The 24,357-nt window shown below is 69.3% G+C and carries 13 protein-coding genes; 10 read left to right on the plus strand and 3 right to left on the minus strand.

Annotated features, from left to right (window positions below):
• Nucleotide 1 precedes the first annotated feature (1 nt).
• The 6 genes from C3492_RS31105 (at nt 2) to C3492_RS31130 (ending at nt 6,361) form a co-directional block, all read left to right on the plus strand.
• The gene (locus C3492_RS31105) at nt 2-763 is read left to right on the plus strand and encodes a DUF3710 domain-containing protein (RefSeq protein ID WP_014675519.1); all 762 of its coding nucleotides are present in this window, start codon (nt 2-4) and stop codon (nt 761-763) included.
• A gap of 197 nt (nt 764-960) precedes the next feature.
• Complete coding sequence (locus tag C3492_RS31110; RefSeq protein WP_103815972.1) at nt 961-1,653, plus strand: ABC transporter ATP-binding protein; 693 nt, start codon at nt 961-963, stop codon at nt 1,651-1,653.
• A gap of 136 nt (nt 1,654-1,789) precedes the next feature.
• Complete coding sequence (locus C3492_RS31115) at nt 1,790-4,348, plus strand: sensor histidine kinase KdpD (protein ID WP_103815973.1); 2,559 nt, start codon at nt 1,790-1,792, stop codon at nt 4,346-4,348.
• Nucleotides 4,342-5,061 (plus strand): response regulator, encoded by a 720-nt coding sequence (locus tag C3492_RS31120; RefSeq protein ID WP_103815974.1) that lies wholly within the window; start codon nt 4,342-4,344, stop codon nt 5,059-5,061. Before C3492_RS31115 ends, C3492_RS31120 begins: the two co-directional genes overlap by 7 nt.
• Before the next feature lie 145 nt (nt 5,062-5,206).
• Nucleotides 5,207-5,605 carry an OB-fold nucleic acid binding domain-containing protein gene (locus C3492_RS31125; RefSeq protein WP_078629620.1) on the plus strand — a complete coding sequence of 133 codons (399 nt, stop codon included), beginning with the start codon at nt 5,207-5,209 and terminating at the stop codon, nt 5,603-5,605.
• Nucleotides 5,606-5,608: 3 nt separating this feature from the next.
• Nucleotides 5,609-6,361: a DUF3159 domain-containing protein gene (locus tag C3492_RS31130; protein ID WP_103815975.1), complete on the plus strand. Its 753-nt coding sequence runs from the start codon at nt 5,609-5,611 to the stop codon at nt 6,359-6,361.
• 128 nt (nt 6,362-6,489) lie between these two features.
• On the opposite strand, the gene C3492_RS31135 is transcribed toward C3492_RS31130, so the two are convergent.
• Both C3492_RS31135 and C3492_RS31140 read right to left on the minus strand, forming a co-directional pair.
• Nucleotides 6,490-7,158, minus strand: a complete 669-nt coding sequence (locus C3492_RS31135; protein WP_014675525.1) for a TrkA family potassium uptake protein — start codon at nt 7,156-7,158, stop codon at nt 6,490-6,492.
• A complete protein-coding gene (locus tag C3492_RS31140) occupies nt 7,158-7,829 on the minus strand; it encodes a TrkA family potassium uptake protein (RefSeq protein WP_014675526.1) in 672 nt (223 codons plus the stop codon). Before C3492_RS31140 ends, C3492_RS31135 begins: the two co-directional genes overlap by 1 nt.
• A 374-nt stretch (nt 7,830-8,203) precedes the next feature.
• Here C3492_RS31140 and C3492_RS31145 point away from each other — a divergent pair, with 374 nt between their 5' ends.
• Nucleotides 8,204-10,252 (plus strand): APC family permease, encoded by a 2,049-nt coding sequence (locus C3492_RS31145; RefSeq protein WP_103815976.1) that lies wholly within the window; start codon nt 8,204-8,206, stop codon nt 10,250-10,252.
• A 97-nt stretch (nt 10,253-10,349) separates the two neighbouring features.
• Complete coding sequence (locus C3492_RS31150; protein ID WP_103815977.1) at nt 10,350-11,678, plus strand: class I SAM-dependent RNA methyltransferase; 1,329 nt, start codon at nt 10,350-10,352, stop codon at nt 11,676-11,678.
• A gap of 643 nt (nt 11,679-12,321) precedes the next feature.
• Here C3492_RS31150 and C3492_RS31155 read toward each other — a convergent pair.
• The gene (locus C3492_RS31155; protein ID WP_258055999.1) at nt 12,322-16,254 is read right to left on the minus strand and encodes a hypothetical protein; all 3,933 of its coding nucleotides are present in this window, start codon (nt 16,252-16,254) and stop codon (nt 12,322-12,324) included.
• A 746-nt stretch (nt 16,255-17,000) separates the two neighbouring features.
• On the opposite strand from C3492_RS31155, the gene C3492_RS46695 reads away from it, so the two are divergent.
• Both C3492_RS46695 and C3492_RS44270 read left to right on the plus strand, forming a co-directional pair.
• Nucleotides 17,001-23,810 (plus strand): RHS repeat-associated core domain-containing protein, encoded by a 6,810-nt coding sequence (locus tag C3492_RS46695; RefSeq protein ID WP_103815979.1) that lies wholly within the window; start codon nt 17,001-17,003, stop codon nt 23,808-23,810.
• Nucleotides 23,811-23,838: 28 nt separating this feature from the next.
• On the plus strand, nt 23,839-24,324 hold the full coding sequence (locus C3492_RS44270; protein ID WP_146075736.1) for a hypothetical protein: 486 nt from the start codon (nt 23,839-23,841) through the stop codon (nt 24,322-24,324).
• Nucleotides 24,325-24,357 lie beyond the last annotated feature (33 nt).

Here is a 24,357-nt window from a genome sequence, read left to right on the forward strand (position 1 = left end):
CGTGTTCGGACGTCGCAAGAAGAAGGGTGCCGCCGAGGACGCGGCCGGCGAGGCCGAGCAGGTCGTCGACAGCGTCGACACCGAGGCGGACGAGGAGGAGGCCGAGCGCGAGCGCGTCCGGCTGGAGCCCGGACCCCGGCCCGACGGGCCGTGGGACAGCAGCGAGGTGCGCGATCCGGCCGAGGGCCGTGTGGACCTCGGCGGTCTGTTCGTACCGGGCGTCGACGGCATGGAACTGCGGGTCGAGGTCGCCGGTGACGCCATCGTCGCCGCGACCGTCGTGCTGCGCGACAGTGCCATCCAGCTCCAGGCGTTCGCCGCGCCCAAGCGCGAGGGCATCTGGGGCGAGGTCCGTGAGGAGATCGCGTCCGGCATCACCCAGCAGGGTGGCATCGTCGACGAGGTCGAGGGCCCGCTGGGGTGGGAGTTGCGCGCGCAGGTGCCGGTGCAGCTGCCGGACGGCACCGGCGGCTTCCAGGTCGTCCGGTTCGTCGGCGTGGACGGCCCGCGGTGGTTCCTGCGCGGGGTGATCTCCGGCCAGGGCGCGGTGCAGCCGCAGGCCGCCGGGCTGCTGGAGCAGATCTTCCGGGACACCGTCGTGGTCCGCGGCGAGGGCCCGATGGCCCCGCGCGACCCGATCGTCCTCAAGCTTCCGAACGACGCGCAGATGGTCCCCGAGGGGGTCCAGCAGGAGGAGGGCTCGCGGTTCTCCGGTGGGATGGGGCAGTTGCAGCGGGGCCCGGAGATCACCGAGGTCCGCTAGGCGCTCCGCTGGGTTCAGCCGTTGTGTTCGGCGGGCCGTGCCTTCAGGGCGCGGCCCGCCTTTGTGCGAGGGCGCGCGGATGAGGATCCGCCGTTGCCGGGCGCGGGTCCGTCGTGGTCGCTCGCGCAGTTCCCCGCGCCCCTTACGGGGCGCTGTCCGACCGGTGATACTGGGGCTCCGTCCGACGGGGGAGGGACATGAGCCAGGTGGTCACCGAGACCATGGTGCGGGTCGAGGGCGTGCACAAGTCGTACGGCGTGGGGGCCGCCGCCGTGCACGCGTTGCGCGGGGTGTCCTTCGAGGTGCCCCGGGGGGAACTCGTGGCCCTGAAAGGGCGGTCGGGGTCCGGCAAGACCACCCTGCTGAACATCGTCGGCGGGCTGGACACCCCCGACCAGGGGCGGGTGGAGGTCGAGGGGCGGGATCTCGCCCGGCTCGGCGAGAGTGAGCTCCTCCGGCTGCGGCGGGACCGGGTCGGGTTTGTGTTCCAGTCCTTCGGGCTCATCCCGATCCTCAGCGCCGCCGAGAACGTCGGCGTACCGCTGCGGCTGCGCCGGGCCGACCCGCGCGAGCGCGAGAAGCGGGTCGAGCTGCTGCTCTCCCTCGTGGGGCTCGCCGGGCACGCGGCCCAGCGGCCCGGTGAGCTGTCCGGCGGCCAGCAGCAGCGGGTCGCCATCGCGCGGGCCCTCGCCAACCGGCCCGCCCTGCTCATCGCCGACGAGCCCACCGGCCAGCTCGACGCCGAGACCGGGCACGCCGTCATGGAGCTGCTGCGGGCCGTCGTCCACAGCGAACAGGTCACGGCGCTGGTCGCCACGCACGACGCGACCCTGCTGGACCTGGCCGACCGGGTGCTGGAGCTGCGCGACGGCGAGATCAGCGAGCACTGAGCCGGGCGGCCCGAGGTGGGCTCATCAGGGTTCCGTCAAAGTTGCCCCCTGCCCGCACTCCCCGTCCCGTTCGCCGTGATCGTGGGCCGTAAGGTCGACGCTGCGTAGGCGACAGGCACGGGAAGACAATGGGGCCATGGCACGCGGCAAGCTACGGATCTACCTCGGTGCGGCACCGGGCGTGGGCAAGACCTACGCCATGCTCTCCGAGGCGCACCGCCGGGTCGAGCGGGGCACCGACTGCGTGGTCGCGTTCGTGGAGTGCCATGGCCGGCCGCGCACCGAGGTGATGCTGCACGGTCTGGAGCAGGTGCCGCGCAAGGAGCTGGAGTACCGGTCCGCCGTCTTCGGCGAGATGGACGTCGAGGCCGTCCTGCGCCGGGCGCCCGCCGTCGCCCTCGTCGACGAGCTGGCCCACACCAACGTCCCCGGCTCCCGCAACGCCAAGCGCTGGCAGGACGTGGAGGAGCTGCTGGCCGCCGGCATCGACGTGGTCTCCACCGTCAACATCCAGCACCTGGAGTCACTCGGCGACGTGGTCGAGTCGATCACCGGGGTGCGGCAGCGGGAGACCGTCCCGGACGAGGTCGTGCGCCGGGCCGACGACATCGAGCTGGTCGACATGTCCCCGCAGGCCCTGCGCCGTCGCATGGCGCACGGCAACGTCTACCAACCGGACAAGGTCGACGCGGCCCTGTCGAACTACTTCCGTCCCGGCAACCTGACTGCCCTGCGCGAGCTGGCGCTGCTGTGGGTGGCCGACCGGGTCGACGCGTACCTGAACGCGTACCGCAGCGAGCACCGGGTCTCGACGATATGGGGTTCCCGGGAGCGGATCGTGGTGGGCCTGACCGGGGGCCCCGAGGGGCGCACCCTGATCCGCCGGGCCGCCCGGCTCGCCGAGAAGGGCGCCGGCGGTGAGGTCATGGCCGTCTACATCGCCCGCAGCGACGGGCTGTCCTCGGCCTCCCCGAAGGAGCTGGCTGTCCAGCGCACCCTGGTCGAGGACCTCGGCGGAACGTTCCACCATGTGGTCGGCGACGACGTCCCGGCCGCCCTGCTCGACTTCGCCCGCGGGGTGAACGCCACCCAGATCGTGCTCGGCTCCTCCCGCCGCAAGGCCTGGCAGTACGTCTTCGGTCCCGGCGTCGGCGCCACGGTCGCCCGGGACTCCGGCCCCGACCTGGACGTGCACATCGTCACCCACGAAGAGGTCGCCAAGGGCCGGGGACTGCCCGTGGCCCGGGGCGGCCGGCTCGGGCGGGCCCGGATCATCTGGGGCTGGGCGGTCGGTCTGGCCGGTCCCGCGATCCTCGCGGTGCTGCTGAACGCCGTCGACCTCGGCCTCGCCAACGACATGCTGCTGTTCCTGGCCGTCACCGTCGCGGCGGCCCTGCTCGGCGGCCTGCTGCCCGCCCTGGCCTCGGCGGCCTTCGGCTCCCTGCTGCTGAACTACTTCTACACCCCGCCGCTGCACCGGCTGACCGTCGCCGACCCCAAGAACATCGTCGCCATCGCGATCTTCTTCGGGGTGGGGATGGCGGTCGCCTCGGTGGTCGACCTCGCCGCCCGGCGCACCCACCAGGCCGCCCGGCTGCGCGCGGAGTCCGAGATCCTCTCCTTCCTCGCCGGGAACGTGCTGCGGGGCGAGACGAGCCTGGAGGAGCTGCTGGAGCGGGTCCGCGAGACCTTCGCGATGGAGTCGGCCGCCCTGCTGGAACGCGCGAGCGACGTGGCGCCCTGGACGTGCGCGGGCCGCGCCGGCTTCGGGCCGCCGCTGGAGCGCCCCGAGGACGCCGACGTCGACATGCCCGTCGGCGACCACATGGCGCTCGCGCTCACCGGCCGGGTGCTGCCCGCGGCGGATCGCCGGGTACTCGCCGCGTTCGCCGCCCAGGCCGCCGTCGTGCTCGACCGAAGGCGCCTGAAGGAGGAGGCCGACCGGGCCCGCACGCTCGCCGAGGGCAACCGCATCCGCACCGCCCTGCTGGCCGCCGTCAGCCACGACCTGCGCACCCCGCTGGCCGGCATCAAGGCCGCCGTGTCGTCCCTGCGCTCCGACGACGTCGCCTGGTCGGAGGAGGACCAGGCGGAGCTGCTGGAGGGCATCGAGGAGGGCGCCGACCGGCTCGACCACCTCGTGGGCAACCTCCTGGACATGTCCCGCCTCCAGACCGGCACGGTCACCCCGATGATCCGTGAGATCGACGTCGACGAGGTGGTACCGATGGCGCTGGGCGGCGTGCCCGAGGACAGCGTGGAACTCGACGTGCCCGAGACGCTGCCCATGGTCGCCGTCGACCCCGGGCTGCTGGAGCGGTCGGTGGCCAACCTGGTGGAGAACGCAGTCAAGTACAGCCCGCCCGGACGGCGCGTCCTGGTGGCCGCGAGCGCCATCGCCGACCGCGTGGAGGTGCGCGTGGTGGACCGCGGCCCGGGGGTCCCGGACGAGGCCAAGGACCGCATCTTCGAACCCTTCCAGCGGTACGGTGACGCTCCGCGCGGTGCCGGCGTGGGGCTCGGCCTCGCGGTCGCCCGGGGCTTCGCCGAGGCCATGGGCGGCACCCTCACCGCCGAGGACACGCCGGGCGGCGGGCTCACCATGGTGCTGAGCCTGCGCGCGGCAGGACCGCGTCCCGAGCCGCTCCCTGCCGGGGAGTCCCGTACCGAACCGGAAAGGCAGGCCACATGGTGAGCCCGGCTGGGGGGTCCCCCCAGACCCCCACGAGGGTGCTCGTGGTCGACGACGAGCCGCAGATCGTGCGCGCCCTCGTGATCAACCTCAAGGCGCGCAAGTACGAGGTCGACGCGGCCCCCGACGGCCGGACCGCGCTGGAACTCGCCGCCTCCCGCCACCCCGACGTGGTCGTCCTCGACCTGGGCCTGCCCGACATGGACGGCGTCGAGGTGATCAGGGGCCTGCGCGGCTGGACCCGGGTGCCGATCCTGGTGCTGTCCGCCCGCCACTCCTCCGACGAGAAGGTCGAGGCGCTGGACGCGGGCGCCGACGACTACGTGACCAAGCCGTTCGGCATGGACGAGCTGCTGGCCCGGCTGCGGGCCGCCGTGCGCCGGGCCGAGCCGGCCGGGCCGGGCGAGGACGACGTGACGACCGTGGAGACCGAGGGCTTCACCGTCGACCTCGCCGCCAAGAAGGTCAACCGGGGCGGCAAGGACGTCCGGCTCACCCCGACCGAGTGGCATCTGCTGGAGGTGCTGGTCCGCAACACCGGCCGGCTGGTCAGCCAGAAGCAGCTCCTCCAGGAGGTCTGGGGGCCGTCGTACGGCACCGAGAGCAACTACCTGCGGGTGTACATGGCCCAGCTGCGGCGGAAGCTGGAGTCGGACCCCTCGCACCCGAAGCACTTCATCACCGAGCCGGGGATGGGCTACCGGTTCGAGACATGAGCCGAGCCACGGGCATGGGCCGCGCCACGGGACGGGCCGGCACGGGAACGAGTCGCCACGGGGACGAGCCGCGCCGCGGAGAGGGGCGGGAGGCGGAAGTGAGCTGCGCTACGGCCCTGTCGGCGCACCCCGGTACGCTTCAGGTATGACTGCTGTTCCTCGTTCCGAAAAGCCGGCCGGCCGGTTCCGGCGCATGCTCGACCGGCTCTCCTCGTCGCAGGAGGACCTGGAGTCCGAGGAGCTGCGCGAGGACGCGGAGACGGCCGGGTGCACGAAGATCGGTGACTGTCACGACCGACAGATCGTCACCGTAACTGGTACCTTGCGCACGGTCACCCTGCGCCCGCGCGCCGGAGTCCCGGCCCTGGAGGCCGAGCTGTTCGACGGCTCCGCCGCGCTGGACGTGGTGTGGCTCGGCAGGCGCTCCATCGTGGGGATAGAACCGGGGCGCAAGCTGATCGCATCGGGCCGGATCTCGATGAGCCGGGGCCGCCGGGTGCTGTTCAACCCCAAATACGAACTGCGACCCCTCGGACGGGAGTAGCCGGTGACGTCCCTCGACAAGCCGACCCAAGACACCGACCAGACCCAGCCCGACGACGCCCGCGCGGTGACCGAGGCGGCGCTGTTCGAGGCCTTCGGCGGGGTCCGCGGCATGGTCGAGACGGTCCTGCCGGGCCTGCTCTTCGTCGCGATCTTCACGGTCAACAAGAACCTGCACATGGCGGCGATCGCCGCGCTGGCCCTGTCGCTGATCCTGGTCGTCGTCCGGCTGGCGATGAAGGACACCGTCAAGCACGCCTTCAGCGGTGTCTTCGGCGTGGCCTTCGGTGTCGTGTTCGCGATGTTCACGGGCAACGCCAAGGACTTCTACCTCCCCGGCATGCTCTACACGCTGGGCATGGCGCTGGCGTACATCATCACGACCCTGGCCGGTGTGCCCCTGATCGGTCTCATCCTCGGCCCGATCTTCAAGGAGAACCTCTCCTGGCGCACCCGTAACCCCGGCCGCAAGAAGGCGTACGCCAAGGCCAGTTGGGCCTGGGGCCTGATCCTGCTCGCCAAGTGCGCGATCCTGTTCCCGCTGTACTGGTGGGCCGACACCGCGCAGCTCGGCTGGGTCCTGGTCATCCTGAAGATCCCGCCGTTCCTGCTGGCGGTGTGGCTGACCTGGGTCTTCCTCGCCAAGGCGCCCGCGCCCATCGACGTGTTCGCGGAGATGGAGGCGGAGGAGAAGGCGGCCGAGGAGAGGAAGGCCGCCGCCGAGGCGGCCGGCGGCCGACACCGCCGGGAGGGCTGAGCCGCACCGCCGGGAGGACTGAACCCGCACCGCCGGGGGAGCCGCTCAGGCTCCGCCGGGGGATGCGGGAGGACTTACGACGACGAAGGGCGCCCTTGTCGCCAAGGGCGCCCTTCGTCGTGGCGCGGTCAGTCCTCCCGCCGCACCGACAGCAGGTCCTCCAGCTGCTCCTCCCGGGCCTGCGCGGCCACGAAGAGGAGTTCGTCGCCCGGCTCCAGGGAGTCCTCCTTGGAGGGCGTCAGCACGCGGGTGCCGCGGATGATCGTGACCAGGGAGGTGTCCTCCGGCCACTGCACGTCCCCCACCTGGGTGCCGGCCAGCGCCGACTCCTCCGGCAGGGTGAGCTCCACGAGGTTGGCGTCGCCGTGGCTGAAGCGGAGCAGCCGGACCAGGTCACCGACGCTCACCGCCTCCTCGACCAGGGCGGACATCAGGCGCGGGGTGGAGACGGCGACGTCGACGCCCCAGGCCTCGTTGAACAGCCACTCGTTCTTCGGGTTGTTCACCCGGGCCACGACGCGCGGGACGCCGTACTCCGTCTTGGCGAGCAGCGAGACGACCAGGTTCACCTTGTCGTCGCCGGTCGCGGCGATCACGACGTTGCAGCGCTGCAACGCCGCCTCGTCCAGGGAGGTGATCTCGCAGGCGTCGGCGAGCAGCCACTCCGCCTGCGGGACGCGCTCGACCGAGATGGCGGTCGGCGCCTTGTCGATCAGCAGGACCTCGTGGCCGTTCTCCAGCAGCTCGCCCGCGATCGAGCGGCCGACGGCGCCGGCCCCGGCAATGGCGACCCTCATCAGTGACCGCCCTCCTCTTCCGGGCCACCGGCGAACGCCGCCTCGACCTTGTCCACGTCGTCCGTCCGCATCATCACGTGCACGAGGTCGCCCTCCTGCAGCACCGTCTGCGAGGTGGGCAGGATCGCCTCGCCCAGGCGGGTCAGGAACGCCACCCGGACGCCCGTCTCCTCCTGGAGCTTGCTGATCTTGTGGCCGACCCACTTCGGGGAGGCGTGCACCTCGGCCAGCTGTACCCCGCCGGTGGGGTCGCGCCACAGCGGCTCGGCCCCGGAGGGCAGCAGCCGGCGCAGCATCTGGTCGGCGGTCCAGCGGACCGTGGCCACGGTGGGGATGCCCAGGCGCTGGTAGACCTCGGCACGGCGGGGGTCGTAGATTCGGGCCGCCACGTTCTCCACGCCGAACATCTCGCGTGCCACGCGCGCGGAGATGATGTTGGAGTTGTCGCCGCTGGAGACGGCGGCGAAGGCACCGGCCTCCTCGATGCCCGCCTCGCGCAGGGTGTCCTGGTCGAAGCCGACACCGGTGACCCGGCGGCCGCCGAATCCCGGGCCCAGCCGACGGAAGGCGGTGGGGTCCTGGTCGATCACGGCGACCGTGTGTCCCTGTTGCTCCAGGGTCTGGGCAAGAGCGGAACCCACTCTTCCGCAGCCCATGATGACGATGTGCACGACCGTCCTTCCGGTGTCCAAAAGCTACTGCTCAGCATCAGGGTCTCAGACCGACGCCCAAAGCTACACACGGGCGCCGCGCGGTGGGCACCCCTGTGCCACGGGCGGTGGCGGGAGCCGTCGGCGAGTGATGCTGCGCACGCTGCACAGAGTCAGGATTCCGAGGCCGCCGAGGGCCAGCAGCGCCCCGATCAGCTCCGCGGTCGCGGGCATGGAACCTCCGAAGTGCGATGACAGGCGGGGTTTGCCATCTAGGCACGGCGGGCACACGAAGCACGGATTCCGTAGTTCCGTGCGCCCCCGATTTCACTCGTGAGGCAGATCCAGCACGCCGGGTGGGCGGGTGCCAGTTCGAAGGCTTACGATCCTCTCTCGTGTCCAAACTGACCGACGTGCCCAAACGGATCCTGATCGGGCGCGCACTGCGCAGTGACCGGCTGGGTGAAACGCTCCTGCCGAAGCGCATCGCACTCCCCGTCTTCGCTTCCGACCCGCTGTCCTCCGTCGCCTACGCGCCGGGGGAGGTCCTGCTGGTCCTGTCCATCGCGGGCGTGTCGGCGTACCACTTCAGCCCCTGGATCGCGGTCGCGGTCGTCGTGCTGATGTTCACGGTGGTCGCCTCCTACCGGCAGAACGTGCACGCCTACCCGAGCGGCGGCGGCGACTACGAGGTCGCGACCACCAACCTCGGCCCCAAGGCCGGCCTCACCGTGGCCAGCGCGCTGCTCGTCGACTACGTCCTCACCGTCGCCGTCTCCATCTCCTCCGGCATCGAGAACCTCGGCTCCGCGATCCCCTTCGTGGTCGAGCACAAGGTGTTCTGCGCGGCCGCCGTGATCGTGCTGCTGACGCTCATGAACCTGCGGGGCGTGAAGGAGTCGGGCAAGCTCTTCGCCATCCCGACGTACGTGTTCGTCGGCGGCGTCTTCATCATGATCGCGTGGGGCGCCTTCCGCGGTCTGGTCCTCGGGGACACCATGCGGGCGCCGACGGCGGCCTACCACATCAAGGCCGAGCACCAGGGTCTCGCGGGCTTCGCGCTCGTCTTCCTGCTGCTGCGCGCCTTCTCCTCCGGCTGCGCCGCTCTCACCGGCGTCGAGGCCATCTCCAACGGCGTCCCGGCCTTCCGCAAGCCCAAGTCGAAGAACGCGGCCACCACGCTCGCCATGATGGGCCTGCTGGCCGTCACGATGTTCTGCGGCATCATCGCGCTCGCCATGACCACCAAGGTCCGCATGGCCGAGAAGCCGGCCACCGACCTGCTGCACAACGGCGTCCCGCTCGGCTCCGGCTACGTCCAGAACCCGGTGATCTCCCAGGTCGCCGAGGCGGTCTTCGGCAAGGGCAGCTTCCTGTTCGTGCTCCTCGCCGCCGCCACCGCGCTCGTCCTGTTCCTGGCCGCCAACACGGCGTACAACGGCTTCCCGCTGCTCGGCTCGATCCTCGCCCAGGACCGCTACCTGCCGCGCCAGCTCCACACCCGTGGCGACCGGCTCGCCTTCTCCAACGGCATCGTACTGCTCGCGGGCGCCGCGATGCTGCTGGTGTTCATCTACGGCGCCGACTCCACCCGCCTGATCCAGCTGTACATCGTCGGCGTCTTCGTGTCCTTCACGCTCAGCCAGACCGGCATGGTCCGGCACTGGAACCGCCACCTCCGGGTCGAGAAGGACCCCGCCAAGCGCAGCCACATGATCCGCTCCCGGGCGATCAACGCGTTCGGCGCCTTCTTCACCGGCCTGGTGCTCGTCGTCGTCCTGGTCACCAAGTTCACGCACGGCGCCTGGGTGGCCCTGCTGGGCATGTGCATCTTCTACGCGACGATGACCGCGATCCGGAAGCACTACGACCGGGTCGCCGAGGAGATCGCCGCGCCCGAGGGCCCGGCCGACGACATGGTCCGTCCGTCGCGGGTGCACTCGGTGGTGCTGATCTCCAAGATCCACCGTCCGACGCTGCGCGCCCTCGCCTACGCCAAGCTGATGCGCTCGGACACCCTGGAGGCGCTGACCGTAAACGTCGACCCGGCCGAGACCAAGGCGCTGCGCGAGGAGTGGGAGCGGCGCGGGATCGACGTACCGCTCAAGGTCCTGGACTCGCCATACCGCGAGATCACGCGGCCGATCATCGAGTACGTCAAGGGCCTGCGCAAGGAGTCCCCGCGCGACGCGGTCTCCGTGATCATCCCCGAGTACGTGGTCGGCCACTGGTACGAGCACCTGCTGCACAACCAGAGCGCGCTGCGCCTCAAGGGCCGTCTGCTGTTCACGCCGGGTGTCATGGTCACCTCGGTGCCGTACCAGCTGCAGTCCTCGGAGGCGGCCAAGCTGCGGGCCCGTAGGCGGCAGGAGTGGAACGCGCCGGGCGCGGTCCGGCGGGGCCCGGCCGTGGAGCGGCCGAAGGAGCCGTCGGCCAAGGACTGAGCCGCGGTGGAGAGGCCGTAGACTGGTGGGCTGTTGTCGGGCCCGCCGGTGCGGGCCGTCCCCTTTCCCCGATTTCCCGGTCTGGAGTCACCCCACCATGCAGGCAGAACCGACCAAGTCTCTGGTGGGCGAGGAGTACGAGGTCGAGATCGGCCCCGTCGCCCACGGCGGCCACTGCATCGCCCGTACCCCCGAGGGACAGGTGCTGTTCGTCCGGCACGCGCTGCCCGGCGAGCGGGTGGTGGCCAGGGTGACCGAAGGGGAGGAAGGCGCCCGCTTCCTGCGCGCGGACGCCGTACGGGTCCTGGAGGCCTCCAAGGACCGCATCGAGGCTCCCTGCCCCTTCGCCGGGCCCGGCCGCTGCGGGGGCTGCGACTGGCAGCACGCCAAGCCGGGCGCCCAGCGCCGGCTGAAGGCGGAGGTGATCGCCGAACAGCTCCAGCGGCTCGCCGGCCTCACCCCCGAGGAAGCGGGCTGGGACGGCACCGTGGTCCCGGCCGAGGGCGACAAGCTGCCCGCCGGCCAGGTCCCGCAGTGGCGCACCCGCGTCCAGTACGCCGTCGACGCCGAGGGCCACGCCGGTCTGCGCCGGCACCGCTCGCACGAGGTCGAGCGCATCGACCACTGCATGATCGCGGCGGCGGGCGTCAGCGAGCTGGGCATCGAGAAGCGGGACTGGACCGGCATGGAATCGGTCGAGGCCATCGCGGCGACGGGGTCCCAGGACCGCCAGGTGATCCTCACCCCGCGCCCGGGCGCCCGTCTCCCGCTGGTCGAGCTGGACCGGCCGGTGTCGGTCCTGCGGGTGGACGAGAAGTCCGGCGGGGTGCACCGCGTCCACGGCCGCCCCTTCGTCCGCGAACGCGCGGACGGCCGTACGCACCGGGTGGGCAACGGCGGCTTCTGGCAGGTCCACCCGAAGGCGGCGGACACGCTCGTCACCGCCGTCATGCAGGGCCTGCTGCCCCGCAAGGGCGAGACGGCCCTCGACCTCTACTGCGGCGTCGGCCTCTTCGCCGGCGCGCTCGCCGACCGCCTGGGCGAGAAGGGCGCGGTCCTCGGCATCGAGTCCGGCAAGCGGGCGGTGGAGGACGCGCGGCACAACCTGGCCGACTTCCCGCGGGTCCGCGTCGAGCAGGGCAAGGTCGAGTCGGTCCTGCCGCGCACCGGCATCACCGAGGTCGACCTGATCGTCCTCGACCCGCCCCGCGCCGGCGCCGGCCGCGACACGGTCGCCCACCTCGCCTCCCTCGGGGCCCGCCGCATCGCCTACGTCGCCTGCGATCCCGCTGCGCTGGCCCGGGATCTGGGGTACTTCCGGGAGGGCGGCTACCGGGTGCGGACGCTTCGGGCGTTCGATCTGTTTCCGATGACGCATCATGTGGAGTGCGTGGCGATTCTGGAGCCTGCTACAAAGGGCCTCTGACCTGCGACTTTCATAGCTGCTTCAGGTGCGACCGGGCGGACTCGACCTGTTTTCCCAAACGCATGACGTGCGGCAGGGAGCATGCCCGACCTACACCCCTGACCTGCGGTCTCGCTCGGTGACGAGGAGACGGACGTGTCATTCCGCCGGTCTTCGCGGTGTCCGTGTGGGGCAGTTCTGACGCTCATATGACGCTCGACCTGATGGAGCGTCAGGTCGGGTAAGTAGCCGGGGCAGCGCGACGAGCCAGGACCGTCGGTCACCTTGTCGACGTGGGCGTCCATTGCCGCACTCGGAGGTGGCCTGGCGGCGCGGAGGCGGCCCGATGTTGCCGCACTGAATGGCGGTCGCGCCTTCATCTGCTGCCGCAGGTCCACCTATTGAGGTGGTTTGTGAGCAGTACGCCGAAATCATGCCTGCCCCGGATCGCGAGGGTCCCCCTGGGAAACGCGGCCTGAGTCACTCGCAGTTCCTCTACCGGCATCCCATCGGATCCGTCCGGCCTCATCGTCGCTCATAGCACCCGCTACGAAAACGTCGGTCCCCAGGGCCACAACCGTGTCCTGGGGACCGACGTCACGCGAGCCTCGATTTGACCATAGGCGTCACCAGACGACCGACGGGGCGAAGTGGACGGTCGGCGCTACGCGTCGGGTCCGAGAGTGGTCAGGTCGAGTGCGTTGCTGATCGCGTGGTAGGCGTCGGCTGTGAGGTTGACGTGGTCGCCGGGGTCGTAGTCCGACGGTGCGGTGCCCGCGTTGAGCATCAGGGCCGGTGGGTCGGCCGTGCTGGTGGGGTCGGGGATGGCGACGGTCTGCTCGGCGTCGGTGTAGGTGACGGTCGGTGTGGTGTAGTCGGTCTGGTCGGTGATCCAGGTGTTGGCGTCCGCCCGGTCGGCGTCGTTGTCGGTGGTGCAGGGCGCATAGCCGTGGCATGGGGTGAGGGTGGTGTAGACGACCTTGATGCCCCAGGCTCTGAGCTGATCGCGCAGCAGCCCGTACGACTCTTCTAGGGTCGTGTCGTCGGTTCCGGCCAGGATGTCCTTGAGTCCCTCGTCGATGACCACGGTCGTGATGCCGGGAAGGTCCAGGATGTCGCGGTCGAGGCGGGTGAGGACGGCCGGGCCGCCCTGGCCGGTCTGGTCGGAGGAGAGCCGGTTGTTCTCGATGCCCGTGGCGACGACGCCGTAGTCGGGGATGCCCTGCTCGTTCATCCGCAGTGCGGTGGCGAGTTCGTCGGAGATCCTGTTGACGGGGGTGGTCGTGGTGTCGGCGGCGAAGGGGTCGATGAGGTTGTCGCCGAGGACGGCGACGGTCGGCCGGGCGTCACCGGTGGTGACGTCGATGCCGGTGAGGATGTCGGCGAACCAGCCGGAGTAGACGCCTGTGCCGGTGAAGGCGCCGGCGCTGGTGTCGCTGGTGTGGTCGCCGGATCCCACGGCGCTGACGTACTGGGTGGTTGCGGTTGCCCAGCTGTGCTGGACGAGGTACGGCACGTCGTTGACCAGATGAAGACTGATCATGACGCGGTGGCCGGGGTTCGCGGTGTAGGTGACGGGGTCGCTGTAGATCTCGCCCCCGACGGGGAGCGTGACCGACTTGCTGCCACCGTTGAAGGTCAGGTCCGTCGGGGTCGCGGTCGGGGCGGCGCCGGAGGACTGGGTGGCGAGGGTGGTGTGGTCGATGGTGAGAGGGCTGCGGCCGAGGGCGTTCGAGAGCCGGATACGGACGCTGGAGCCGGCCACGCTGGGGTCGGCGGCGATGCGGAAGGTCTGGTCTTTGTAGTCGGTTCCCTCGTAGTTGAAGGAGCCTTCGTTGGGGGCGCTCCAGGCGCTGGTCCAGGCGGCTCCGTTGGGTGCGCTGGTGGTGTCGCGGAGGGCCATGCCGAGGATGTGCAGTCCAGGGACGTACTGGCGGGCGGAGTCGCTGAGGTCGGGCAGGGTGATCGAGCTGATCGGTGTGCCTGGCTTGAGGGGGATGGAGAAGGCGTAGATGTCGGTGCTGCGGGTTTCCTGGGTGCCGTTGACGTGGTTGCGGTGGGGGAGGGTGACGGCGGCGAGGTTGTGCGAGCCGTAGACCCAGTCGGGCATGTTCAGGTGGTAGCTCTGTGATGTCGTGCCGTCGGCGTAGGTGATGGTGCCGTTGGGGCCGCCGGGCTGGCAGTCCTCGTACTGGCCGTTGCCGAGCGTGCACTCGCTCCCGCCGACGGCGGTGCCGTCGGGGACGACGGGGCTGCTGTAGTCGCTGTCGTCGCGCTGGGAGGCGATCATGCCGTAGGTGGAGAAGCCGAGGAAGACCAGTGCCCGGCCGGTGACTCCGTTCATCTGGATGGTCTGGTTGGCGGCCATGACGTTGTCGCCGGACGCCGCACCGAAGTCGGGGAGCGTGAAGCCGGCACCGTCCACGGTGATCCTGCCTCCGGGCTGCCAGCCCGCGGCCTTGAGGTCTTGCAGCGAGATGGTCGCTCCGACCCCGTCCGCGTCGCCGGCCGATTGGCTGGTGTCGCTGGTGACGGCGGTGTTGTTGAAGGCGTCCTGAAGGCTGGTGTAGGTCTGGCCGGCGTGACCGAGGGCGGTGAACTGGTACTGCTCCTGGCCGGAGGTGTTGCCGGCGGAGTCGACGGCGTAGACGTAGAGCGTGTGCGTGCCGGGGGCGGTGGGCGTGAGGGTGATCTTGGCCGTGTTGCCGGAGGCGGGGATGACCTCGGAGGCGGGGGTGTTGACGGTGGGTGGACTCACGTCCAGCCGGTAGAGGAACTTGGTCGCGCTGTCCGTGCTGAGAGTGAAGGTGCCGGGGGTACCGGCGGCTGTGATGCCGGCGGTGTCCTCGGGATAGTGCCCGTCCGCGCTTTTGACGGTGGGCGGGTCCGGTGCGGTGAGGTCGACGGTGAAGTGGCAGCTGGACGATGTGGGGCTGGTGTCCTCGCCGTCGCTGGAGTGCACGTTCCAGCCGACCACGTCTCCGGTCTTCAGCCCGCTCATGAACGTCGAGGAGAGCAGCTTGGGCGCGTTCTGCCCGCTGGCGACGGTCGCGCTGGTGGTCGTGGTGGCGGTACCGCCGTTCACCCAGTACTTGTAGGTGGCCGCGAGGGCGTCCTTGTCGCCGTCGCTGATCACCGCGTTGAGGCTCGGGGGAGTGGTGGCGATCGACTTGCCGACGACCGGGTAGGGGGTCGAGGTCCCGCAGCCGACGGAATGCGTCCCGAACTTGGCCGTCAGGCTGCTCGGCCTTGTAGGGATGTGGTTGTACTCGATGGACATGGACGGGTTGTTGGCGAACCGCTTGAAGTAGTTGCCGTCTGAGCTGCTTTCCTGGCTGTTGACCAGCGCGAAGGTCCAGCTGGAGTTCTTGGCGGCGGCCTTCTGGGCGATGGTGGACGTGACGGAGAAGCCTCCCGAGGGCTGGCTGGTGCAGGCGGGGCCGAAGCTCTTGGTGGCAAGGTACTTGGCGAGCGAGGGCTTGTTGTTCCAAGTGGTGCTGGAGCTGATGGACCCGGTCAGGTAGAGCTTGACGTCGGAGGAGAGGCTGCAGCTGGCGGAGTAGTTCTCCTTGACGTCGACTGTGGCGGACACGATGTGCGTGCCCCAGACGGCGGAGGGGATGGCGAGCTGGAAGTAGGAGCGTTCGACGCCGATGCAGCCCGACCAGCTGTTGTAGCCGACGCCCGGGTCTCCGTACTGGGTGGAGTCGTAGTTCTTCGCCGAGGGGCAGCCCTGCTGGGTCTCGATGTAGTGCTGTTTGCCGCCGGTGGCGTAGTGCGGGTTCCAGCTGGGATCGATGTAGACCGGGTACCGGGTGGCCGAGCCTGTGAGCAGGTCGCGGTCCGGTGTCAGGGAGAGGGTGGACCCGTGGACGTCGTCGCCGACGCGGGCGATGTGCGCGCCGGCGCCGGGCCCGTGGGCGTCGGAGGCCGCTGAGCGTGTGGCGGTGAGTGCCGAGCGTGCCTGTGTGGTGGTGCCACTGGTCGAGGAGTCCCACATCAGCGGCTGCGGCGCGCTGAACATGACCTGTCCGGCGGGGGTTGCGGCTTGCAGGTTGTCGTGACCGTCGTCGGAGACGGTGACGCCGGTGGTCTGGGTGGTGAGTTTCAGGGTGGCCAGTGCGGGATCGGCCGCCGCGGCGGCGGTCTTGACGACGATCACTTCGGAGAAGCCGCCGAGTGTGTCGGCGGTCAGCCGGAGGTCGACGTCCTTGAGTACGTCGGGGTAGGTGATGGTGGCACCGGCCACGGTGGGTGTGGGCAGTTCCTGCGGCCAGGAGAAGCTCAACCGTGTCTTGCCGCTGGTCATGGTCACCAGGGGACCTGAGCCGCCGCCGGAGAAGACGAGGAGTTCGGCTGCTGCCCTGGGGCTGTAGGTGCCGTCGGAGTTCGGCTGGAGTGTGGCATCGGCAGGCACCCAGGAACCGTGGTCGCGGATGCGCTGGGGGAACAGGCTCGTCGTCCAGGTCACGGTTCCGGACGGGTTGGCCCGGACCGTGGCGGTCTCGGTGGTCAAGGCATCCACTTGGACGGGTTCGCCCGTGTCCGCTGCCTGGGTCTGCGCCTGTGCCAGGGCCGACTGCTGGACTTCCGTCATGTCTGAGTCGTCCGGCGGACGGGTGGTCCCCAGGGGGCCGTCGGGCTGACTTTCCGGCAGTGGTGGCGCGGGGGTGGAAACCGGGGACGGACCGGTGTCGTCCGCCGCCGCGGCCTGCTGCGCGGCCACGACTCCCGCGGCGGACGACGGCAGCACAAGCGTCAGGGCGAGGGCAATGGTTCTCAGCCGGACACGTATTCGCCGGCCTCTTCGTGTTCGGCCGGGGGACTGTTCAGGCATGCGATTTCCTCAGAAAAGCGGGGGTTCTGACGGTGTCAATCAGCGCGGAAGGACGCTAACCGCGGATCTGTGGATTGGACAAGCGAGCCGGTCCGGAAGAATCGCGAGGGGGAGTCGGTGTACATAGCACACGGCATGCGACTCAGGGGAAACTTGAGAAATCATTGATCTTTAGTGACGTGATCATGGTCAAGAATTCATCCCGGGACAACCGTCCTACCGGCGGAGGTTGATTAGATTCCCTCCGCGTCTTGCCGAGGGGATGGGGAATTTTCGTGGGTGAGTGGGCGAGATCCGGACAATGGCTTGAAAAGCTGGTCCGGCGGAGATCTTCTACGCGGATCTGGCTTGTTCTGATTGCATTGCTGGCGCTGATCGCGCCTCTCGCCGTGGCCGATCCGGCTTTGGCGGCAGAGGCAAAACGGGCTGATCACCTCATCAAGGCTCAGAAGGAAAAGTCCGTTCCGGTCACCGCTGTCCGCGGTCGCTCGGTCAAGCACCCGCGTATGAGGTCTTGGAATGCGGGCGCCGCCAGGAAGACCTGGCCGGCGTCGGGCGAAGCCGACACGGCACTGCCCCCTGTCGCGAAGAACCCGCACGAGCGTGCCGCGGCTACGGTCCGGGCCGGTCACCTGCCGGTCTCCCTGGCGCCCGTGACGAACGGCCGCAACCCCGCCCCCGCCGGCACCAAGTTGCACGTGTCGCTGCCCGGCCAGGCCAAAGCCGGGAAACTGGGCGTGCACGGCGTCGTCTTCACCCTGCGGGCGGACGGCGCGACGCCCGGCGGCCGAGCGCACGTCGGCCTCGATTACACGGACTTCCGCGACGCCTACGGCGGCGACTGGGCCTCCCGCCTCCACCTGGTGCAACTGCCCGCATGCGCGCTGACCACCCCCACCGCCCCCCACTGCCGCAAACAGACCCCGCTCGGCTCCTCCAACGACGCCCGGACCGAGACGGTCTCCGCCGACGTCACCCTGCCCGCACAGCACTCGCAGCAGCCCCAGTCGATGGTGCTGGCTGCTGTGGCCGGCACCTCCGGCGGCGGTGGCAGCTACGCCGCCACGTCCCTGGCTTCCTCGGGGCAGTGGTCGGCCGGCAGTTCCAGTGGTGCGTTCAGCTACTCCTATCCCATCGCGCTGCCCGACGTCCCCGGCAGCCTCGCCCCGAGTGTGTCCCTGGACTACAGCTCGCAGAGCGTGGACGGACGGACGTCCTCCACGAACGCCCAGGCATCCTGGATCGGTGACGGCTGGGACTACGAACCGGGCTTCGTCGAGCGCAGCTATCCCGCCTGCTCCGACGACGCCGCGAACCAGACACCGAAGACCTCCGACCAGTGCTGGTCCGACGCGGCCGACACGCTGACGCTGTCGCTGAACGGCTCGTCCAACACCCTCGTCCACGACGACGCCACCGACACCTGGCACCCGCAGAGCGACAACGGCGAGAAGATCGAGATCAGGACCGACACGGTCAACGGCGACAACGACAACGAGTACTTCGTCGTCACCACCGCCGACGGCACCAAGTACTACTTCGGTCGCAACCGCCTGCCCGGCTGGGCCACCGGGAACGCGACCACCAACTCGGTGTTCAGCACACCGGTCTACGGCAACGACACCGGTGAGCCCTGCCACGCGGCCACTTTCGCCGACTCCTGGTGCCAGCAGGCATACCGCTGGAACCTCGACTACACCGTCGACCGGCACGGCAACGCCATCAGCTACTGGTACACGCCCGAGACCAACTACTACGGCCGGGACAACTCCACCACCCCCACGCCGTACACCCGCGGCGGCTACCTGTCGAAGATCCAGTACGGCCAGTCGGACGGCAAGGTCTACGACAGCACCGCACCGGCCATGGCCCAGGTCTTCTTCGACACCGCCGAGCGTTGTCTGCCCGACTCCTCCTTCGACTGCGCCGCGTCGAAGATGACCACCGCTAACGCCTCGCACTGGCCGGACGTCCCCGTCGACCAGGTCTGCTCGTCCTCCGGCAGCTGCGACAACCACGGCCCGGCCTTCTACACCACCCGGCGCCTGACGGGCATCCGCACCCAGGTCCTGGTCGGCACCGCCTACCAGGACGTGGACGCCTGGTCGCTGACCCACACTTTTCCGGCGACCGGGGACACCACCACACCGTCGCTGTGGCTGAGCCAGATCGTCCACACCGGCAAGGACGGCGGCAGTCTGGACCTGCCCCCGGTGCAGTTCGCCGGGCAGGCGCTCGCGAACCGGGTCGACGGCCTGGACGGCTACCAGCCCATCACCCGCTACCGGATGACCACCCTCACCACCGAGTCCGGCGAAGTCATCACGGTCAACTACAGCGCACCCCAGTGCCACCGCGCGGGCACCCAGGTGCTGCCCTCCAGCGAGGACGGCAACACCTACCGCTGCTATCCGCAGTACTGGACACCACCGGGGCAGACCACGCCCCAGCTGGACTGGTTCAACAAGTTCGTCGTCAACACAGTCACCGTCCAGGACCCCAAGGGGCACGGCCTTCCCGTCCAGACCTCCTACACCTACGTCGGCGACCCGGCCTGGCACTACAACGACGACCCGCTCACCCAGGCCAAGTACCGCACCTGGAACCAGTGGCGCGGCTACGGCACGGTCGAGACCCGCACCGGCACCGCACCGGAGAAGATCACCCTCTCCCGCGAGACCTTCTTCCGCGGCATGGACGGCGACAAAACCTCCTCCGGCACCCGCAGCGTCACCCTCAAGGACAGCACGGGCGACGACACGCAGAAGGACTCCGACTGGCTCGCCGGCCAGACCTTCGAAGCGCAGTCGTACAACGGCGACGGCGGAGCACTGCTGTCGGACGGCATCACCGACCCCTGGAACTCGGCCCCGACGGCGACCCAGTCGCGCACCAAGAGCGGCCTCGACCCGCTGATCGCCCGCCGCGCCAACACCCAGCGGGTCCGCACGATCACCACCAAGGCGGACGGAACCAAGCAGACCACGGAGATCGACTACACCCTGGACAACTCCACCGGTCTGCCGACCGCCGTGGAGGACAAGGGCGACGCCGACACACCGGGTGACGAGACCTGCACCCGCACCTGGTACGCCAAGGACTCCGACGGCGCCACGCTGCCCATGCCGCGCCGGGTCCAGGAGGTCTCAGTCGGCTGCTCGGCCACCCCGGCCTACCCACAGGACCTGGTCAGTGACGACCTGACCTTCTTCGACAACGCCACCGACAACACGGCGGTCCCCACCAAGGGCGACGTGACGATGGTGCAGAAGGCCGACTCTGTGGCGGCCGACGGCACCGTCCACTACATCACCGCCCTGAAGAACACCTACGACGCCTACGGCCGCGAGCTGACCGAGACCGACGGCGACAACCGCACCACGACCACCGCCTACAGCCCGGCCACCGGAGCGGCCCCGACCTCCGTCACGGTCACCAAGCCCAAGGTCACCGGGCAGACCACCGGCTTCACCACCACGACCACCCTGGACCCGGCCCGCGGCCTCGACCTGAAGACCACCGACGCGGCCGGCTACTCCACCACCAGCGCCTACGACCCGCTGGGCCGTCTCACCGCCGTCTGGAAACCGGGCTTCTCCACCTCCAACAACCCCAACACCAAATACAGCTACAACCTCACCCCCGACACCACGTCCTCGGTCACCACCCAGACCCTCGACGACGACAACACCTACCGCAGCTCCATCGCCATCTACGACTCGATGCTGCGGCCGAGGGAGACCCAGACCGCGACCGTCGACGGCGGCCGCACCATCACCGACACCGTCTACGACAGCCACGGATGGCCGGTCAGCACCTCCGACGCCTACTACAACTCCGGCGCCCCCTCCGCGACCCTGGTCGACGCACCCGACAACCAGACCCCCTCACAGACCGGCACCGTCTACGACGGCGCGGGACGCGTGGCCGCGTCGATCGCCTACCACTTCGCCTCCGAGACCTGGCGGACCACCACCGCCTACCCCGGCTCCGACCGCGTCGACGTCACCCCGCCGCAAGGCGCCACGCCCACCACGACCTTCACCGACGCACGCGGTCAGCTCGTCGAGCTGCTCCGCTACCACGGCACCACACCCACCGGTACGGCGGACACCGTCAGCTACACCTACGACGCGGCAGGCCACCAGACAGGCCAGGACGACCACCAGGGACACACCTGGAGCAGCGGCTACGACCTGCTCGGCCGCCGCACCTCCCAGACGGACCCCGACACCGGCACCTCGTCCTCCGCCTACGACAACGCCGGCCAACTGCTCAGCACCACCGACAACCGCGGCAAGACCATCGCGTACACCTACGACGAGATGGGCCGCAAGAAGGCCGAGTACGACATCACCGGCGGCGCCCAGCCGTCGACGGCCAACGAACTGGCGTCGTGGACCTACGACACGCTCAAGAAGGGCGAGCCGACCTCCTCCACCCGTTACGTAGGCGGCACCGGCGGCGCCGCCTACACGGACAAGATCCTCGGCTACGACAGCCACGGCTGGGTCCAGGCCACCCAACTCGTCGTCCCCTCCACCGAGGGCGCCCTGGCCGGGAACTACATCCACCAGAACCACTACAACCTGACGGGAACCGTCTCCAGCTACACCGACCAGGACCCGACCACCGTCAACCTCCCGCAGGAGACGGTCGCCTACACCTACGACGCCTTCGGCCGCCCCGTCGCCGTCGGCGGGGTCAACGGCTGGGAGTACGTCAACAAGCTCACCTACACCGAGTTCGACGAGCCCTACCAGTTCACCTACGGCACCACGGGCAACTTCGCCCAGCAGACCCTCACCTACGACGACCAGACCCACCGGCTCACCGGCTCCACCACCGTGACCCAGTCGGGCGCCGCGATCGCCGACCAGACCTCCTACGCGTACCAGCCGTCCGGGAACGTCACCAGGATCACGGACAAACTGGAGACCGGCCAGACCGACACCCAGTGCTTCGCCTACGACTGGGCGCAGCGCCTGCAGTCCGCCTGGACAGCCACCGACGCCTGCGCGGCCTCTCCCGCCCCCGCAGCCTCCTCCATGGTCGGCGGCCCGTCACCGTACTGGCAGTCCTGGACCTACGACGCCACCGGCGCCCGGGCCACCCAGGTCGACCACGACACCACCGGCGACACCAGCCACGACGCGACGTCGAGCTACACCCCGTTCGCCGCGGGCAAGGGCCCTGCCCACGCCGTGTCCCAGGTGGACAAGGTGGTACCGGGCGACTCGGCGTCCGACACCACCAACGCCTACACCTACGACGAGGACGGCAACGTCCACACCCGCACCACCCGCTCGGGCACCGACACCTTCACCTACAACGACGAGGGCCGGCTGTCCGACCTGTCCTCCACCGGCAGCGCGGGCGACACGACATACCTGTACGACGCCGACGGCAGCCTCCTGATCCGCCGTAGCCCCGACGCCACCACCCTCTATACCGGCGACGAGGAGATCACCCTCAAGAAGAACGCCACCAGCTGTGACGGCATCCGCTACATCTCCCTCGCCGGGCAGACGGTCGCAACCCACTCCTCCGACGGCCACGTCACCTATCTGATCCCCGACCGGCAGGGCACCAGCACCCTGGCCGTCGACTCCCAGAGCCAGGCGGTCACCCGCCGCCAGTACAAGCCCTTCGGCGAGTCACGTGACCAGTCCGGAACCTGGACAGCGGGACAGCGCGGTTACGTCGGCGGCACCCAGGACGACAACACCGGCCTGACCAACCTCGGCGCCCGCGAATACGACCCCGTCATCGGCCGCTTCCTCAGCCCCGACCCCCTGCTGGACCCCGGCTCACCACAGACCTGGAACGCCTACGACTACGCCGGCGACTCCCCGGTCACCGAGTCCGACCCCTCGGGTCTGTGCATGGCCGACCAGTGCGGCATCGGCTACCCCATCGGCGGCACCGGCACCAGCAAGAGCAACCCCAAGCGCTACGTCGACACCGGCCCCGTCGACCCCGGCGGCGCCGGCCACAACAGCGCCGTCTGCCACCACGGCCACTGCTCCGACGGCCACTCCATCGGCTACAGCGGCGGCAACATCAGCAAGAAGACCTACGACCCCCAGGCCGAGTCCCGCGCGGTCGCCCGCGCCAAAGCCACGGCCGACGCCACGGTCGCGGCGGCCAAGAAGCAGGCCGGCGGCCTCAAGCACCGCCTGCTGAACATGGTCGCCGACGTCATCGGCGTAACAGACGCCTACAACTGCTTCACCAAGGGCGACGTCATGGGCTGCATCAACACAGCCCTCACCGCGGTCCCGTGGGGCAAGGTCTTCAAAGCCATCAAGGTGGGCATCGAGGCCCTGGCGATCTGGCGCGCCCTCGACCGCGCCTACACCGCCGTCAAGGACGCCGAAGAAGCCGCACGACTCGCCGAGGACGCCCTCAAGGCCGAACACGCCATAGAAGAGGCCAGAGTCGCGGAAAGCGCCGGCACCGACGCCGCGGAAGGCGTGGCCTGCGCCGTCCACAGCTTCGTCGCCGCCACCGCGGTACGCCTCGCCGACGGCACCTCCAAACCCATCAGCGACATCAAACCCGGCGACACCGTCCTGGCCACCGACCCGCAGACCGGTGTCACGGCACCCGAGAAGGTCCAGCAGGTCATCGTCACCACGACCGACAAGGACTTCACCACCCTCACCCTCGACACGGCCCCCACCCGCGGCCCGCCCCACCACACCAAGCACCACACCGAAACCCTCACCACCACCTGGCACCACCCCTTCTGGGACGCCACCCACCACCGCTGGACCGACGCCCACAACCTCACCCCCGGCACGGAACTGCGCCAGCCCGACGGCACCACCGTGCTGGTCACCAAGGTCCACAACTTCCACCAGCACCACACCACCTACGACCTCACCGTCGGCACCCTGCACACGTACTATGTACTCGCCGGGGCCGCGCCGGTCCTCGTTCACAACTGCGGCACCGCGAACGGCGGAAAGTATGGGGATTTGCAACCTGCTGGAGCAGGAAATGAGATCAATCATATCCCTGCCAACGCATCCAGCCCTCTCAGTAAGTACAGCGGACCGTCGATTCGGATGGATTACGCCGACCATCGCGCGGTTTACAGCACTGGGTCATCACTCGCCTCGAAGGCTTGGCGCATGAGGCAGAAAGAACTGATAGACGCTGGCGATTTCCGAGGCGCCATACAAATGGACGTAGATGACATTCGCGCCCGCTTCGGCAACAAATACGATGAGGCGATCACGGAGATGTGGATGAGCCTCAGTCAGAATAAGGCCCTTCGAAAATGGGCCACAGATCGACAGAATCCCTAGATGTTGCAGAGAAAGAAGTGAGATTCGGGTGTCGTCGGACTGGAAAGTTGAGATCGTTGAGTGTGGTGACCTCGTGCAAGACGATGACGAGGTCACTCCTCCCGATGAGGCTGAGCGTCGGTGGAATCGTTATGTCGAGCTGGCTGATTCGGTGACCGGCGACGAAGGCCCAGCTGGTGTCGCTGCGATCGTTTCTTCCTTGAAGGCTGAGGAGGATTACGGGGCCTACCAGGCGGCGCATGCAGCTTTGGATCGCTTCCCTCGGGCGGATCTCGGTCAGGGAGTGGCCGATGCGGCCAAGGAACTTCTTTCCATCCCCCAGGATGGGAGTGGGAATGTTCTGCTAATCCTGGCCCAGGCTGGCCCTGTGGCGGTGAATGCCTTCAATGAAGCTATTCGGTCAATCGATCCAGGCGTTCGGGTCGCGATTCGCGAACTTGTAGAGTTTCACGAATCTGAGGAGTGGCTCTCTGAGGGCAGTGTCCAGAACGTTCTTCTGATGCCGCGGACGTAGCCTGGCAGTGTGAATTCGAAAGCCCCACGGGCA

This window comes from Streptomyces sp. Ru62 (assembly GCF_002920615.1).
Taxonomy (GTDB): domain Bacteria; phylum Actinomycetota; class Actinomycetes; order Streptomycetales; family Streptomycetaceae; genus Streptomyces.

Excerpts from the sequence above, each read along its gene's own strand:
- C3492_RS31110 (WP_103815972.1), top strand. The coding sequence starts at position 961 with ATGAGCCAGGTGGTCACCGAGACCATGGTGCGGGTCGAGGGCGTGCAC.
- C3492_RS31115 (WP_103815973.1), top strand. The coding sequence starts at position 1,790 with ATGGCACGCGGCAAGCTACGGATCTACCTCGGTGCGGCACCGGGCGTG.
- C3492_RS31120 (WP_103815974.1), top strand. The coding sequence starts at position 4,342 with ATGGTGAGCCCGGCTGGGGGGTCCCCCCAGACCCCCACGAGGGTGCTC.
- C3492_RS31125 (WP_078629620.1), top strand. The coding sequence starts at position 5,207 with ATGACTGCTGTTCCTCGTTCCGAAAAGCCGGCCGGCCGGTTCCGGCGC.
- C3492_RS31135 (WP_014675525.1), bottom strand. The coding sequence starts at position 7,158 with ATGAGGGTCGCCATTGCCGGGGCCGGCGCCGTCGGCCGCTCGATCGCG.
- C3492_RS31150 (WP_103815977.1), top strand. The coding sequence starts at position 10,350 with ATGCAGGCAGAACCGACCAAGTCTCTGGTGGGCGAGGAGTACGAGGTC.
- C3492_RS31155 (WP_258055999.1), bottom strand. The coding sequence starts at position 16,254 with ATGACGGAAGTCCAGCAGTCGGCCCTGGCACAGGCGCAGACCCAGGCA.
- C3492_RS46695 (WP_103815979.1), top strand. The coding sequence starts at position 17,001 with ATGAGGTCTTGGAATGCGGGCGCCGCCAGGAAGACCTGGCCGGCGTCG.